This is a genomic window from Methyloligella solikamskensis, from assembly GCF_042676065.1.
Lineage (GTDB): Bacteria > Pseudomonadota > Alphaproteobacteria > Rhizobiales > Methyloligellaceae > Methyloligella > Methyloligella solikamskensis.
Window position 1 is genome coordinate 259,607 of sequence record NZ_JBHTJO010000002.1, and the last position, 13,804, is coordinate 273,410.

General features: G+C 62.9%; 14 protein-coding genes and 1 tRNA gene. 8 read left to right on the top strand and 7 right to left on the bottom strand.

What is annotated here, in order from left to right; all coding sequences use genetic code 11:
* The first annotated feature begins 69 nt into the window (after nucleotides 1–69).
* Together ACFQ2F_RS14285 and ACFQ2F_RS14290 are read left to right on the top strand one after the other, a co-directional pair.
* The gene (locus ACFQ2F_RS14285) at nucleotides 70–582 is read left to right on the top strand and encodes a YybH family protein (protein WP_379091186.1); all 513 of its coding nucleotides are present in this window, start codon (nucleotides 70–72) and stop codon (nucleotides 580–582) included.
* 151 nt (nucleotides 583–733) lie between these two features.
* Nucleotides 734–809, top strand: a tRNA-Phe gene (locus ACFQ2F_RS14290).
* Nucleotides 810–1,059: 250 nt separating this feature from the next.
* Here ACFQ2F_RS14290 and ACFQ2F_RS14295 read toward each other — a convergent pair.
* From ACFQ2F_RS14295 to ACFQ2F_RS14310, 4 genes are all read right to left on the bottom strand, one after another.
* Nucleotides 1,060–1,461 (bottom strand): DUF2147 domain-containing protein, encoded by a 402-nt coding sequence (locus tag ACFQ2F_RS14295; RefSeq protein WP_379091188.1) that lies wholly within the window; start codon nucleotides 1,459–1,461, stop codon nucleotides 1,060–1,062.
* Between the two features lie 109 nt (nucleotides 1,462–1,570).
* Nucleotides 1,571–3,259, bottom strand: coding sequence for an alpha/beta hydrolase (locus ACFQ2F_RS14300; RefSeq protein WP_379091190.1), 1,689 nt, complete (start codon nucleotides 3,257–3,259; stop codon nucleotides 1,571–1,573).
* Between the two features lie 67 nt (nucleotides 3,260–3,326).
* Nucleotides 3,327–4,253, bottom strand: a complete 927-nt coding sequence (locus ACFQ2F_RS14305) for a DUF2950 domain-containing protein (RefSeq protein ID WP_379091192.1) — start codon at nucleotides 4,251–4,253, stop codon at nucleotides 3,327–3,329.
* A gap of 27 nt (nucleotides 4,254–4,280) precedes the next feature.
* Nucleotides 4,281–5,774, bottom strand: coding sequence for a DUF3300 domain-containing protein (locus ACFQ2F_RS14310; protein WP_379091194.1), 1,494 nt, complete (start codon nucleotides 5,772–5,774; stop codon nucleotides 4,281–4,283).
* A gap of 271 nt (nucleotides 5,775–6,045) precedes the next feature.
* Between ACFQ2F_RS14310 and ACFQ2F_RS14315 the strand changes: the two genes are divergently transcribed.
* Nucleotides 6,046–7,074 (top strand): SphA family protein, encoded by a 1,029-nt coding sequence (locus tag ACFQ2F_RS14315; RefSeq protein WP_379091196.1) that lies wholly within the window; start codon nucleotides 6,046–6,048, stop codon nucleotides 7,072–7,074.
* A gap of 141 nt (nucleotides 7,075–7,215) precedes the next feature.
* Nucleotides 7,216–9,072 carry an ABC-F family ATP-binding cassette domain-containing protein gene (locus ACFQ2F_RS14320; RefSeq protein ID WP_379091198.1) on the top strand — a complete coding sequence of 619 codons (1,857 nt, stop codon included), beginning with the start codon at nucleotides 7,216–7,218 and terminating at the stop codon, nucleotides 9,070–9,072.
* 84 nt (nucleotides 9,073–9,156) lie between these two features.
* Here ACFQ2F_RS14320 and ACFQ2F_RS14325 read toward each other — a convergent pair whose 3' ends face one another.
* Together ACFQ2F_RS14325 and ACFQ2F_RS14330 are read right to left on the bottom strand one after the other, a co-directional pair.
* A complete protein-coding gene (locus ACFQ2F_RS14325) occupies nucleotides 9,157–10,041 on the bottom strand; it encodes an alpha/beta fold hydrolase (protein ID WP_379091200.1) in 885 nt (294 codons plus the stop codon).
* 175 nt (nucleotides 10,042–10,216) lie between these two features.
* Nucleotides 10,217–10,573 (bottom strand): MliC family protein, encoded by a 357-nt coding sequence (locus ACFQ2F_RS14330; RefSeq protein ID WP_379091202.1) that lies wholly within the window; start codon nucleotides 10,571–10,573, stop codon nucleotides 10,217–10,219.
* A gap of 393 nt (nucleotides 10,574–10,966) precedes the next feature.
* Here ACFQ2F_RS14330 and ACFQ2F_RS14335 point away from each other — a divergent pair, with 393 nt between their 5' ends.
* Both ACFQ2F_RS14335 and ACFQ2F_RS14340 read left to right on the top strand, forming a co-directional pair.
* The gene (locus tag ACFQ2F_RS14335) at nucleotides 10,967–11,467 is read left to right on the top strand and encodes a bactofilin family protein (RefSeq protein ID WP_379091204.1); all 501 of its coding nucleotides are present in this window, start codon (nucleotides 10,967–10,969) and stop codon (nucleotides 11,465–11,467) included.
* Between the two features lie 113 nt (nucleotides 11,468–11,580).
* Nucleotides 11,581–12,339: a dienelactone hydrolase family protein gene (locus tag ACFQ2F_RS14340; protein ID WP_379091206.1), complete on the top strand. Its 759-nt coding sequence runs from the start codon at nucleotides 11,581–11,583 to the stop codon at nucleotides 12,337–12,339.
* A 67-nt stretch (nucleotides 12,340–12,406) separates the two neighbouring features.
* On the opposite strand, the gene ACFQ2F_RS14345 is transcribed toward ACFQ2F_RS14340, so the two are convergent.
* Nucleotides 12,407–12,661: a hypothetical protein gene (locus ACFQ2F_RS14345; RefSeq protein WP_379091209.1), complete on the bottom strand. Its 255-nt coding sequence runs from the start codon at nucleotides 12,659–12,661 to the stop codon at nucleotides 12,407–12,409.
* 250 nt (nucleotides 12,662–12,911) lie between these two features.
* Here ACFQ2F_RS14345 and ACFQ2F_RS14350 point away from each other — a divergent pair, with 250 nt between their 5' ends.
* A complete protein-coding gene (locus ACFQ2F_RS14350; protein WP_379091211.1) occupies nucleotides 12,912–13,175 on the top strand; it encodes a helix-turn-helix transcriptional regulator in 264 nt (87 codons plus the stop codon).
* A 122-nt stretch (nucleotides 13,176–13,297) separates the two neighbouring features.
* The gene (locus tag ACFQ2F_RS14355) at nucleotides 13,298–13,765 is read left to right on the top strand and encodes a BLUF domain-containing protein (protein WP_379091213.1); all 468 of its coding nucleotides are present in this window, start codon (nucleotides 13,298–13,300) and stop codon (nucleotides 13,763–13,765) included.
* Nucleotides 13,766–13,804 lie beyond the last annotated feature (39 nt).

Here is a 13,804-nt window from a genome sequence, read left to right on the forward strand (position 1 = left end):
CGCTTCCCACGAGCCGCTGATCCTCTTCACAGCCCCTACGCCTTGCCTTCTTCCGGACAAGCCAGGAAAATGAAGGCCGAACGCGCAAGGTGGCGCAAGATGGAGGGGACCATGCGACGCTTAATTGGAACGTGGGGAGTGCTTGGATTCATCTTCCTTGGCGTGAGCCAGGCGCCGGCTTCGGCTGAGGAGGGTTTGAAGCTATTGGCCGATGCCGACGAAGTCTTCGAGGAAGCTTTCGCCAATGGCGACGCCGATGCGATCGCAGAGCTTTATTCGGAGAAGGCCGTGCTCTTCCTCGCGGACGGTGAGAAATTTACCGGCCGCGACGCGATACGCCAGGCTTATCAAGGCAATTTCGACGCTGGGCGGAACACGCTGAACATTACCGAGCGGGCCACAGCACCCTGCAAGGATCAGGCGATGCTCATCTGGACCTGGGAACAGGAAATCGCGCCGCCAGGCCAGGCACCGTACAAGACCCACGGCGCCGGCTCGATGTTTTGGCAGCGCAGAGACGGTGTTTGGCGGATCTCGTCCGACATGCATGTGAACGCACCAATGGAGCAAGAAAAACCGTAGGCAATTGGCTGTATCCGACTCTCGACAGCGAAGGCCGGATTGCCTATAAGCCCACTTCCTGCTTGGCCTTTATGGCGTTCGATCAGGTGAAATTAACTCGCGCCTGATACGAAAAAGCAGTCGCCCGGGGCACCCAGTCCCGGAAGCAGATGCCCAGGTAGCTCAGTTGGTAGAGCAGCGGACTGAAAATCCGCGTGTCGGTGGTTCAAATCCGCCCCTGGGCACCACTTCTTTCCGCAGAGCCCCAACGCTTAGAGCCGCGTTCTACCAATGGCTGCACGGCTTTAGGCCAAACATATCCACAGTGGCGCGCCTGCATTAGTTCGTCCCCGCGGGCCCAACGAAAATATGCAATCGCGTCGCTGAGTCGGTTCCGGCGCTGACCCAAATTGGGGGCGGATTGGCGAGTTTCGGGATGGCTCGCCCTCGGCTTCGTGGTTTCGCCTCGAATTTGAGCAGCTCCGATGAGCCTGGAAGCTATCGAGCGGGAGACCAGCTTTCGCTTTTGCAGATAATGCCTCCGACGACACAACCTCGCGTCGTCAAACCGCTGCCGACCGTTTTGATGGTCATCGAGAACGTCAGCCCGCGCTTCGGGTCGTAAGCTTGACCGGCAAGCGTCGTGTTGGACTTGGGTTGGAGAGTCATGATGAGCTTGTCGCCCACCTCTTCGCCCTTACTGGTATCGCGTATCCAGACGTTCGTTGCACAAAGCGATTCTCCGCATTCTGCGATGCGAACATGCGCGTTTCCGTCACCTCGCATCCACGTGCCCGAGACATCCGGACCGCTTTGAGCGATCGCAGATCCGAGTGTGAAGAGTCCGAAAGTGACGAGCCATACAGCCGTAGCCAAACCAACGTGCCGTTGCCCAAGCATGATTCTCCCTCGCCGGCTTATTGCGTTCTGGAAGAAGTACGCCCGACACCTGACGATGGATCAGCCGGTCTGTAGGCCGCCTCTGGGCACCATTTTCCTTCGCTCAGGCCTACCAGGAACTGCTGTGCTTGGCGGCCTCGGTCTGCAGCTTGTCCGCAAGCCGGCTTGCATCTTCGCCGGTCCAGTCCTCTGGCGCGCTGACGGCCGTCCACGCCTCGATGTAATCCGCCGCCGCGATATCGTGACCATGTCCCGGCGGCACTTCCGCTGCGAACATCATGTCGATCCCGACCTGCAGCGCGGTGACGATGGGGAACCATTGCAGCAGCGGTGACACATCCTCGCCCCGCGGCGGCGCCATCCATTCTGGCTGCCGATAAAGCATGCGCTCCTCGAAGAAGACGATCGCGTCGCTGGGATAGACGATATAGACGATCCGCACCCGTCCCCAATCTTTGTGCGCGTCTTGCGCGCTGTCGCCGTGACCGATCACGCGGAAGTTCGCGCCGCCCTCGAAGACCGGCCGCCAGGCTGGCGAGTCCTCCTCCCGGTCGCGCTGGATCGAGCGCCACATGCGGTTGCGAAAGGGCGGGCCCGACCAGACCGCGCCGTCGAACCCATCCCCGAGCCAGGCATACATCGGCGGTGAGGCTTCCGAGCCGTGCGAGCCGAGGCTGAGGCCGAACAGATAGAGCTTCGGCCGGCGCTCTTCCGGCAGGCTCTGCCAGTAGCGATAGATCACGCGAAACACTTCGGCCGCGGATTCCTGTGAGCGTCCGGGCTCGAGGATCAGCGAGAGCGGGCTTTGCAGATAGGAGTACTGCACGGCGACGGTCGCGACATCGCCGTCATGCATATATTCCAGCGGCGCGATGCCGTTATTGTCCACCCAGCCGGTCCCCGTCGGGGTCGCGATCACCAGGATCGAACGGTCGAACGCGCCCATGGCGATCAGGTCGGCGAGCGCCAGCTCGGCCTGCTCCTCCGGGGAATCCGCCGCGCGCAGCCCGGCAAAAACCCGGATCGGCTCCTGCGCCGGACGCCCGGTGAACGCTGCGATATCCGCCTTCCTGGGGCCTTCCGTGACGAAACGCTTGCCAGCCCGGCCGAGATCTTGCCAGGCGATCTTCGAGCCGGGGCCGCCGGACCGGGTGACTTCCGTCGGCTGGATCGCGCCGGGCGGGCTCGTCACATCCGTCAGCGCCTGCGCTTTGTCGATGGCGGTGATGGTGGCACTGATCAGCGTGCCGTTCACCAGAGTCACCAGCAGCACCGCGAAGATGGCGGCGCCCAGCAGCGCGGCGATCCTCCGCGGCATCCACCGGTAGACGAGGGCCGATGCGGCGCGAAATCCTGCAATTAGGCCGCGCAGGAGCAGCATGAGAAGAATTGCGACGAGGATCGCGGTGCAGAGCACCAGCAAGAGGCTGGCGGCCTCTGCCGGCGGCATGTCCAGGCGGGCGCGGACTTCGTCCTGCCAGGCGGCGGCCTGCGGAAGGTAGACGACGGCAGCAACCGCGCAGGCGAGCGCCAACACGATATTCACCGCGCGCCACCAAGGCCGCGGCAGCTCCGGCAATTCGAGATAGCGCCAGAGCGCCACGCCGCCATGACCGATGGCATAGCCGATGAAGAAGGCCAGCCCCCCGAGGAGTCCTTGGAACAGCGGTGGCCGCGGCACCAGCGAAGGCGTGAATGTCAGAATGAAAAAGAGGAAGCCGAGAAAGAGCCCGGCATAGGACGGCAGCCACCAGGGCGCTGTTCGCTTCTCGTCCCTGGAGCTTGGCCGGTCTGTCATGTGCCGGTCTTTCATGAGCAAAGTCTTGTGCGCAGCCATGGGCCAGGCCCGCGCCGTGAGAAAGAGGCTACCGCGGCGCGACCTTGGTCCAGCTCTCATCGGGGTCGAAGCTGTCGATCTCGCTCGCAAGTTCCTCGGTGTCCTCTCCGAGATCCTTCTCGTAGACGACCCCGTCGTGATTGACCATGAAGGTCATGATGCCCGAGTTCCCATACGCGGCCGGTACGGCGATGAGACCGAAGCCGCCGATCATCCGCCCATCCACCACGTAGTCGAACGCCCCGCCCGGGGCGTCGGGGCCTTGCTGCGTCAGGATACGATAATAGTAGCCGTGATAGGGCATCGGCGTGCCGCCGATCGCATAGCCCTCTTCGCCGGCCTCGGCGAACAGCGTCCCGAGCGGGCTTTCCGTCCCACCCTCGGCGTTTGGCCAATAGAGCCCGTCTTTCCGGCCCTGGGCACTCACGATCCGCTGGGCGTAAGCCGGAGGATTGCGGCCGTCCAGATCGAGCGCGGCATAGTCGTTCTGGGCGCCGACATAGGCGAGGCTCGACTCGATCGCCCGCATCTCGTTGCGCCCGATGCGCCGGAGCAGGATCTCTTCCTCGCCCGCTTCCGTATCGAACTCCCATTTGCCGTCCTGCGAGACAATCGGAATCGGGAAGGGCCAATCGTCGTCACCGAGGATGAGGATGGCCGTATCCTCGCCGTCCTGCTGGAGGCTGTGCTTTTCCTCGTAGGCGCTGACGAACGCATCGCGCGTATTCTTGTCCGCGACCGGGTCGCCGGAGCCGATCACCGTCTCGCCCTCCGGCCCCAGTATCTCGAGGAGCTTGTTCTTGTCGCTCTCCTTAGCGGCCGCGACCAGAGCCTCGGCCGCCGCATCGGGCGTATCGAATTCTTGCTGCGCACTCGCCGCGGTGCCGGCAAGCAAAAGCAGCGCACCGGCGAGGCAACCGCCCATAATCCGCATCAGACGAAACTCCTCTAACATCGCTAGATCTCCGACACGCTTGCTCGATTACCGCCGGCGTCCGCCGCCCATATGCCCGCCACCCACGCGTCCGCCTCTGAAGGACATATCCCTGGCGCTGCGCCCGCCGAGACTGGACCTGCCGCGGTCGGCGAAATCCCTCGCCCTCGCGCCGTCACCCCTGTCGAAAGCGTTGACGGAGGGCCGGTTGGCCGACGGCCTTTTGACATCTGGCCGCTTGATATCCGGCTTCTGGATATTCGGTTTCTTGAGATCCGGCTTGTTGGCGAGATTGGGCCTCTTGTCCGCAAGGTTGCCGCCGCCTGGCTTCTTGTCGCCCAACTGGCCGGCATTGCCGCTAAGCCGTCCGCCATCTCCAGAACCGGGCTTGTTCTTCAGCTCGTTCTCCAGATCACCGACGCTGGGGCGCTTGTCCCCGAGATTGCCCGAGGCGCCGTCGGCACGATTGCGGAGATCGTTCTTTGTATTGGTGAGGTTGGTCTGGGAGACCTTATTGCGCACATTCGTGTTGTCGTAGTTCACCCCGCGGCGGTGATACGAATCGTGCTGCCAGTTCTGGATGTTGACGTCGTTCTTGTTGATGTTGACGTTGCGATTGAAGTTTTGGTTCACGTTCACGTGGATGTTGTCGTGATGCCAATCGAAGCCGTCGCCCCAGATGGCGTTGCCGATGGCAAAGCCTGCGCTCCACGCCAGCCCGGTCGCCAGCGCGCCGCCGAAGATGTAGCCGGGCGGCGGTGCGAAATAGTAGGGCGGATAGTCGGGATAGGGCCAGCCGCCATAGACCACCGACGGCTGATAATAGGGCACGTAGATCGTCTGAGGGTTCGTTGGCTCGATCACGATGACCTGCTGCGGCGCGGCCTGTGCGCCGGACGGCGCCGGCGCCGCTGAGGGCGCCTGGGAGCTGGAAGCCGGAGCCTGATCAGTGTCCGAATCCGGTGTCGTCACCTTCACCGTCTGCTGGTCGTTGGATGTCAGCTTCCCGTTCTTCTTTGCAATAGCCCGCAAGCGCTGCACGGCGTCCATGACGTCGGCCTGCTGGGCAAGCACGGCGTCGCCGAGCTTCGATGTCCAGTCGAGATCCTTGTTCATCATATCCAGGACATCGGGCACCTCGACGAGCGACTTGATGCTGTTGTCCCAATCCTGGCCGTTGAGAGCCTTGTCGAGGTCCTCGCCCTTCAGATCCTTGTTCTTCTCAAGCCAGCGGTCCGCTTGCACCACTTCGAGCGGATAGGTGGAGGCGATCAGGACCTGGGCGAGAAGCGGATCGGGGTAGAGCGCGATCGGCGCCACGAGCTGATCGAGCTGAGCCGCATCGAGAAGCTGTGAGGATTGCTGATCGTCCGAGGATTGGCTGCTTTGCGCGGGCTCGTTCTGCGTCCCTGCCTGCACCTGGGTCGCGGCGTCATCCGCAGAGCTTGCCGGCGCGTCTTGCGCGATGGAGGAGCCTGTTGTTGCAAGGATGAAGGCGGCGCCCAGGAGGACTGCAAGACTATGCGTCGGGCTCTCTATCATGGTCCCCATCCTCTACGTTTCATCCCAGGCAAAATCGTCTAAGCAACGCTGTTTATTGCCGCCGATAATTGCACAGAGCGAATGCCCTGGGACAAGCGGAATCCGTTTTGTGGTAAGCGCCGTCGTAAGGCTTGCCGAAAAGCCGCACCGCCGCTCCAATCGTGCACGACTATCACGCAAAGCTCGCCGACTTCTGCTCATCTGAGCTATTCTCCACCCCTATGTTCTGACCGGCGGGAGATGCCGGTGGAGCGACGGGGGGGGTAGTGCAATGGGCGAGATTGGATGCTCCAAGATTGAGCGCTCCAAGAGTGCATGCACGAAAACCTGGCGGAGCAGGCTGGCTCCGGTCCTGGCGCTTGCCGCCCTGGTAGGGCTGGCGACGCCGCCTGAAAAAGCACAAGCCGCCGAGGGCGCGACCGGCATCTATCTGCTGGGCTCCAAGACCACCATGGCGGGCTATCTTCCGCCGCCCGGCACCTATTTCCTCGACTACAACTACTATTATTCGGGTAGCACCAACTTCACCCTCAACGCGGCGGGGTTCGAGCTGGAAGGCGGCGTGGACGCCGACGCCTACTACAATCTCGTCACGCCCATGTGGGTCGCCCCCGGCGAGGTGCTTGGCGGCAATATCGCCTTCCTGGTGCTGACGCCCATCGGCTGGAAGGACACCGAAGCCGGCGTTGCCGTTCCGCTTCAACAGCTCAATCTAACCCTTCGCGCCGACAAGCAGGACGAGGAGACCCGCTTCGGCGATCCCGTGCCGGGCGTGAATATCGGCTGGCACGAGGGCAACTGGCACTGGACCGTCGGCGGCCTCGTCAACGTGCCCATCGGCTATTGGAAGCGGGGCAACCTTGCCAATATCGGCTTCAACCGCTGGGCTTTCGACGTGAACGGCGCCTTCACCTGGCTCAATCCGGAGATCGGCCTGGAAATCTCCAGCGCCGCCGGCTTCACCTTCAACGTGGAGAACCCGGAGACCGACTATAAGACGGGCACCGAGTTCCACTACGAGTTCGCCGTGGTGCAGAACTTCTCCAAGGCCTTCGGCATCGGCATCAACGGCTATTTCTACGATCAGGTCTCAGGCGACAGTGGTCCGGGCGCCCGCCTCGGCCCCTTCGAAGGCCGTGTTGCGGCGCTGGGACCCGTGGCCAATTTCAGTTTCAATCTGGGTGAGATCCCCGTCTCGACCAGCCTGAAATACTTCCATGAGTTCGACGTGAAGAACCGCCTGGAAGGCGATGCGGGCTTCCTGACCGTGACGCTCCCGCTCTCGGTGCCGAAGCCGTAAGGCTCGAAAATTTGCCGCTGCGCTGTCCTGTGCGCTATTGATCGCGCCAGCCTCGGCCCCATCGGCTGAGGCACGTGTTTTCCGATTTCCGCAACACCCATCGACGGTGGCGCTGCCGCCGGATCTCACCAGCGTATTGTCATGGCATCGCCGCCTCTTCTTCTGCTTCAAGATATCGACCTCACCTACGGGGTGAAGCCGTTGCTCGACGGCGCGACTCTCTCCGTGGGCGAGGGCGAGATGCTGGCGCTTGTCGGGCGGAACGGCTCCGGCAAGTCGACGCTTCTGAAGATCGCCGCGGGCCTCGTGGAGCCCGATGGCGGCACACGTTTCATGCAGCCCACTGCGACTGTCCGCTATCTGCCCCAGGCGCCTGATCTCTCCGGCCATGCCACCACCGCGGCGTTCGTGGAGGACGGCCTGCCGCCCAGCGACGATCCTCACCGGGCCCAGATCTGGCTGGAGGAGATGGGGCTGACGGGCAAGGAGAGCACTGCCCATCTGTCCGGCGGCGAGGCGCGCCGGGCAGCGCTGGCCCGGGTCCTGGCCGCGGCGCCCGATATCCTGTTGCTGGACGAGCCCACCAACCATCTCGATCTCCTCGCCATCGAACGGCTGGAGCAGGCTCTGAAGGCGTCCCGCTCCGCCATCGTCATGATCAGCCACGACCGGCGCTTCCTGGAGAACCTCTCAAAGTCGACCGTCTGGCTCGACCGCGGCACCACCCGCCGCCTTGAGCGCGGCTTCGCCCATTTCGAGGAATGGCGCGATCAGGTGCTGGAAGAGGAGGAGCAGGGCCGCCACAAGCTCGACCGCAAGATTGTTCAGGAGGAGCACTGGCTCCGCTATGGCGTCAGCGGCCGCCGCAAGCGCAATCAGCGCCGTCTCGAAGATCTGCGCAGCTTGCGCCGCCAGCGCGACCAGCTCCGCCGCAACAAGGCGGGCGGCGACATGAAGCTGGAGATCCAGGACGCGCTGGAGACCGGCAAGCGGGTCGTCGAGGCCCACCGCATATCGAAGTCTTATGGCGACCGGAAGATCGTCGACGATTTCAGCATCAAGATCGTCCGCGGCGACCGGGTCGGCATCGTCGGCCCCAACGGCGCCGGCAAGACGACCCTGATCAATCTCATCACCGGCGGCCAAAAGCCCGATGCGGGCACCGTGAAGCTCGGCACCAATCTGGAAGTCGCGACCCTCGATCAGAACCGCGAGAAGCTGGATGTCGACCGCAGCCTCGCCGCGACCCTGACCGGCGGGCGGGGAGATTCCGTCATCATCAACGGGCGCTCCCGCCATGTGGTCGGCTACATGAAGGACTTTCTGTTCAAGCCCGAGCAGGCCCAGACACCCATCAAGGCGCTCTCGGGCGGCGAGCTCGGCCGGGCCATGCTAGCCGTGGCGCTGTCTCACCCGTCGAACCTGCTGGTGCTCGACGAGCCCACCAACGATCTCGACCTGGAGACCCTCGATCTGCTCCAGGAGATGCTGGCCAACTATCCCGGCACCGTGATCCTCGTCTCCCATGATCGCGACTTCCTCGACCGCACGGTGACCTCCGTGGTGGCGTACGAAGGCGAAGGACGCTGGATCGAATATGCCGGCGGCTATACGGACATGGTCGCCCAGCGCGGCTACGGCATGGAGAAGGAAGAGGCCCACGCGACGCCGGTCAGCGCGCCGCCGAAGAAGATGCTAGCGGGCGAGAGTGGTGGGGGCACGCCGAGCAAGAAGCCCAAGAACGAGCCGAAGCCCGAACGGCGGCGCCTCAACCCGAAGGAGCAGCACGCGCTCAAGGTGCTGCCCGGCCAAATGGAGGCGCTCCACAAGGAGATCGGTAAGCTCGAAGAGGCTCTCGCCGATCCGGATTTCTACACCCGCGACGTCGAGGCTTTCACCGCCTCCACCAAGCGCCTCGCCGAAGCCCAATCCGAGCTGGAGCAGGCGGAGGAAGAATGGCTCCGCCTGGAACTGCTGCGCGAAGAGATCGACGGTTAAACCCCCGACGCAAAACGGGCGCCCTGATCGGAGCGCCCGCGATTTGCTTCTAGAGTCGGCGCGGCCGGCGATCCGGCCAGCCCGTCACTTCTGATCATTCAGGAAATTGATGACCGCATCGGCGATGTGATCCGGCTGTTCCGGCAGCATGGCATGCCCCATGTTCGGAAAAGCGACCAGCCGCGCATTGGGACGGTTGGTGACGAAATCGAACGCGTTCTGGGGCGGAGCGATCTTATCCTGTAGCCCCTGGACCACCAGCGCCGGAGCCGTGCCGCCATTGAACAGCGGCTTGAAATCCGTGCGTTTGGCCGCTTCCGCTTGCAGCTCCGCCGTCTTCTGGTTCCAGCCGCCGAGAAACGCGTCCGGGCTGTTGCCAGGGGCGAACATCGACTTCATCACCGCCTCGCGATGTTCCTCCGGCGAGAGGCTCGGATCGTACATCTTCTCGAACTCCGCCCAGGTCGCCTTGCTGGGCTGGATCTCACCGCCGGCCGCCAGCAGCATGAGCCCGATCACCCGGTCCGGCTGCAGCGACGATACGGTCCGGGAAACGCGATTGCCGAAGTTCTGGCCAAGCATGAAGACCTTATCGAGCCCGAGCTGATCGGCGACCATCCAGACGTCGTTGCCGAGGTCCTGGAGCTTCACGGTCTCCATCGGACCGGTGCTCTCGCCGATCCCGCGCGGATTGATCAGGACGACGTGATAGCCGGCCTCAGCCACGCTGTTGCCAAGGGCCTCGAAATCCTGTGCCGGCCGTCCAAGCGAGGGATGCATCAGGACGGTCTGGCCCTCGCCGCGTTCGAAGATCTCAAGGTGCACATCGCCCTTGTCGATCATCTTATGCGACCAGCCCTCGAGGGAGGCTGCGAAGGCGGTGCTGCCGGACACGACCGCAAGCAAGGCGATTGCGAGGAAGCAGAACAGCGAAGCCGCAGCCCGCTCGTGAATTCTATGAAAGGTCATGGTCGTCCTTTGTTACGGCCGCTTTTATGTCATTTGCGCTTATAAACATGCGCTCGGAGAAATCAGAAATACCGCGCTGGACAGCTAACACCTCGTGACGGCGGGAAATCCACCAACCGGCGGGCGAGGGCCGTGTCGGGCAGCTAATGCGGCTCGGTCCGGGAACTTGCCCGAGCTAGCCTGCGTCCTTCTCGTCGATGCAATTCTCGAAGGTCATGGTCTCGTCCGGCCCTTCGGTGACAAAGGCCGTGTTGCCCTTGTTCCAGAACACGAAGCTCTCATCGGCGTTGGCGTAGCGTGCGCCGGAGCCGGAGATCACCTGGGGCAGGTCCATGCTCCGCCCGTCGGAAAGCGTGAGGTCGACCTTGTCGTCGTAGAACGTTGCGTCGATCGCCTTGTCGCCATCGCATTTGAAGACCGCTTCCGCGATCGGCTTGGCGTCGTCCGCCTGAACGCTGGCAGGCACGGCCATGCTCATGAGCAGTGCGGCAAGCAGCAGAGGAGTGTGTTTCGTGACGAGGGATGCGGGCATCTTCTGGCCTCCTAGGTCCGGTGAGCGGCGCGCATCATGTCGTCCGGCGCCCGGTGCGGCAAGCGTGCGGAGCCGTATCGGTTTATCGACCGGAAACGCCCGCTTCGATAGAGGATGAGGCGCGACCTCCTAAGCGCCCGCACCCGCGAGGGAATAACCCGGAGACCCCCTCTCGCTATCCACAAGGACGGTGGAAATTCGCAACCCATCGTTGCGGAAGTAGTGCCCCTTCCGTCTTTCAACTAGCCTCGAAACTGGAGTTGCCTGCCGCTGAGTCGTCGGCGCGGGCCCATGTTGGTTCTGCGTTGTTGGTGTGGATGCGGCCGGGGCGCGCTCGCAAGACGAGCGACACAAATCAGGCCTTGGGCCGCTTGTAAGCGGGGAGAGGCCATTATGGCAGATAACGCGTTTCGGCCTGAGGATAACGGGGCCTATATCGGGCCCGGCGTGACCTTCAAGGGCGAGATTTCAGGCCCGGAGAAGATCGTCGTCGAGGGTATCGTCGAGGGGGATATCACGGCGGGCTCCCTCCATATCGGGCCGAACGGCTCGGTGAAGGGCAATGTGGTGGCCACGGAGGCGGACGTGGAAGGCACCTTGTCCAGCAATGTGGACATCAAGGACTTCCTGCTCTTGCGCTCCACGGGCCGGGTCGAAGGTCAGATCCGCTGCGGCGACTTCCAAGTCGAGCGCGGTGCGGTCCTGGCTGGCGATTTCGCCGCCGGCAACGGCGAGTCCCAGAAAACCAAAGCCGAAACTGCATCCGAGGCGCCCAAACAGGCGCCGAAGGCGGCAGAGTCTCCAGCGAAGGAGACCTCAGAAGAGGCTGATACTTCCGGCAGCGCCGAGCCGGAAGCCTCCTCCGAAGAGGTTCGTCTGGAGGCCGCCGAGTAGGGGGTGGACTCCCCCTCCATCCCTCCTCATGCTGCGGTGCTTCAACCGGGACACTCGCGCGTTTGAACGCAAAAGGTCCCCGGCCTGAAGCGTCGCAGCATCGAGGATCGGCCATGACCCCGCGAATTCTGGCGCTTGCCGCCGCGTTCCTATCCGCAGCCACGTTTTTCCCGGCTGCCGGCCTGGCGGGCGAGGACGTGACCTATCAGGTCGACGGCGAGGCCTTCGAAGGCTATCGCGCGCCTGCGAAGGGTGGCGAGGCGAAGGGACTGGTGCTTGTCGTCCAGGACTGGGACGGTCTCACCGGCTACGAGAAGAAGCGCGCCGACATGCTGAGCGAGCTCGGCTACGACGCCTTCGCCCTCGATCTCTACGGCAAGGGAAATCGTCCAGAAGACACCGGGGCCAAGAAGGCAGAGATGCAAGGCCTCTACGAGGACCGTGCTCGCATGCGGAAGCTGCTTCTCGCCGGTCTCAGCGAGGCCCGCAAAGGCTCCGACAAGGAGAGCGTCGTGGTGATGGGCTATTGCTTCGGCGGCGCCGCAGCCTTGGAGCTCGCGGCCTCCGGCGAGGCTGAGGATGTCGCGGGCTATGCGACCTTCCACGGCGGGCTCAACAATCTCCACGACCAGAGCTACCCGGAGGAAACCCCGCCGATCCTGGTGGCCCATGGGGCGCTGGACAGCTCCGTGAGCATGAAGGACGTCGCCCGCCTGTCCGAGGCGCTGGAAAAATCAGACGTCCCTTATGAGATCGACATCTATTCCGGCGCGCCTCACGGCTTCACCGTGTTCGGCTCCGACGCCTATCAGACGCGTGCCGACGAGAAGTCCTGGGACGCCTTTACCGGCTTCCTCGAAGAGCAACTCTAAAGGGAAAGCATAAAGGGGAAAGCCGTGGCGGCTGACCGATAACCGCTGGTTCAGGGAGCGGGTACGGTCAATCGGTCAGCCCGGCGCTACCGCCGCCGCCGGAAAGGCGTGCCACATTCTTGCAGAGCGAAAGCGACGAACCGAGCTCTTCAAGCTCCAGAGCCACCGCCATCGCCTCAAGCTCGCTCAGAAGCGTTTCGGCATATTCCGTAAATGCCGCCGCATCGACCGGCAGGGGACCGTCGTCCGGCCCCGCCTGGTCGCCAATCGCGCGCCAGCGCGAAAAAATCTCCCGTAGGGGATCGTCCTGTTCGATGTTCATGAAAGGCTCCCGCCCTTCGTCACCCATGCGCAAACAATATAGATAATCGTACAGGGTACGACCCTACTACCAGAACTTCCCGATGTCATAGGGAATTTTGGCAGGCTTCATGTCTGCTGCGCATGGACGCACAGGCTGGAAAGTCGACCTAATTTGTCACAATATTGATTGGTCAATTTATCGCGAGATCCAGCGGGGTCTCGTGTGGACTGCAACAAGCGATCAGCGCAAGCAAGGGGGATCCGCCAGGATGGCGGGCTCTGTTTCATTCGCTCTTTCGAGCCGCATCGATGCACGCCATGTCCGCATGGCCCGGGCCGGACTCGGTCTTTCGGTGCGCGACCTCGCAGAGCGAGCCGGCGTCAACAAGGCGACCATCGTGCGCCTGGAGGCCGGAATGCCCGTTCGCGGCGCCACCACCGAGGCGGTGAAAGCCGCGTTGGAGGCTGAGGGCGCATGCTTCTACATCAATGACCAAGGCACGATTTGCGTCAGCGTTCCGGCCCGGAAATAGCCGCCGCTGAACAAAGTCGAGTCGGCGGCTATGCGACTCCTCGCGCTGATGTGAAGACGCGATGCCTGCCGATGATGTTACAATCAAAAAAAACGCTGTGATCGACAATGGAGGAGCGCGCCGTGCATCTCATTGTCTATGTGAGCGACTGCGCGGTCCCCGACGGCGAGTTGAAAAACACGCTGGAAGAGGTCGATGCGGACTCGCGCCGCAACAACGCAGCCGCGGATCTCACAGGCGTCCTATTCTGCGAAAATCGCCATTTTCTTCAGGTGCTGGAGGGAGAGGAAGACGCATTGCGCGCGGCGATGGCGCGCATTGAGAAGGATCATCGTCATCGCAATATCGAGATCCTGGTCGATCAGTCGATCGAGTCCCGTTCATTCCCCGACTGGTCCCTCGATACGTTCTTTATCGACGACCCGGAGCTCCTGACGCCGGAGACTCTCAGGTCTCTGCGTGACATCTACTTCAAGCATTTCGAGCTGGATGCCCGCGATCTCGTCGCCTTCCTGAAACGCATCATCGACGAGATCGATAGTTTCAAGATCCTCCACCGTCCGAACACGACGAACGACGTTCCGCCTTAGCGTGTGACCCCGTGCAATTGGTCTCCCGCCTTTCCCGCC

What these genes read in the sequence shown, in the direction of transcription:
- ACFQ2F_RS14330 (WP_379091202.1), bottom strand. Translation starts at nt 10,573, where the DNA reads ATGCCCGCATCCCTCGTCACGAAACACACTCCTCTGCTGCTTGCCGCA.
- ACFQ2F_RS14310 (WP_379091194.1), bottom strand. Translation starts at nt 5,774, where the DNA reads ATGATAGAGAGCCCGACGCATAGTCTTGCAGTCCTCCTGGGCGCCGCC.
- ACFQ2F_RS14300 (WP_379091190.1), bottom strand. Translation starts at nt 3,259, where the DNA reads ATGACAGACCGGCCAAGCTCCAGGGACGAGAAGCGAACAGCGCCCTGG.
- ACFQ2F_RS14305 (WP_379091192.1), bottom strand. Translation starts at nt 4,253, where the DNA reads ATGTTAGAGGAGTTTCGTCTGATGCGGATTATGGGCGGTTGCCTCGCC.
- ACFQ2F_RS14345 (WP_379091209.1), bottom strand. Translation starts at nt 12,661, where the DNA reads ATGAACATCGAACAGGACGATCCCCTACGGGAGATTTTTTCGCGCTGG.
- ACFQ2F_RS14295 (WP_379091188.1), bottom strand. Translation starts at nt 1,461, where the DNA reads ATGCTTGGGCAACGGCACGTTGGTTTGGCTACGGCTGTATGGCTCGTC.
- ACFQ2F_RS14320 (WP_379091198.1), top strand. Translation starts at nt 7,216, where the DNA reads ATGGCATCGCCGCCTCTTCTTCTGCTTCAAGATATCGACCTCACCTAC.
- ACFQ2F_RS14335 (WP_379091204.1), top strand. Translation starts at nt 10,967, where the DNA reads ATGGCAGATAACGCGTTTCGGCCTGAGGATAACGGGGCCTATATCGGG.
- ACFQ2F_RS14325 (WP_379091200.1), bottom strand. Translation starts at nt 10,041, where the DNA reads ATGACCTTTCATAGAATTCACGAGCGGGCTGCGGCTTCGCTGTTCTGC.
- ACFQ2F_RS14285 (WP_379091186.1), top strand. Translation starts at nt 70, where the DNA reads ATGAAGGCCGAACGCGCAAGGTGGCGCAAGATGGAGGGGACCATGCGA.
- ACFQ2F_RS14340 (WP_379091206.1), top strand. Translation starts at nt 11,581, where the DNA reads ATGACCCCGCGAATTCTGGCGCTTGCCGCCGCGTTCCTATCCGCAGCC.
- ACFQ2F_RS14350 (WP_379091211.1), top strand. Translation starts at nt 12,912, where the DNA reads ATGGCGGGCTCTGTTTCATTCGCTCTTTCGAGCCGCATCGATGCACGC.
- ACFQ2F_RS14315 (WP_379091196.1), top strand. Translation starts at nt 6,046, where the DNA reads ATGGGCGAGATTGGATGCTCCAAGATTGAGCGCTCCAAGAGTGCATGC.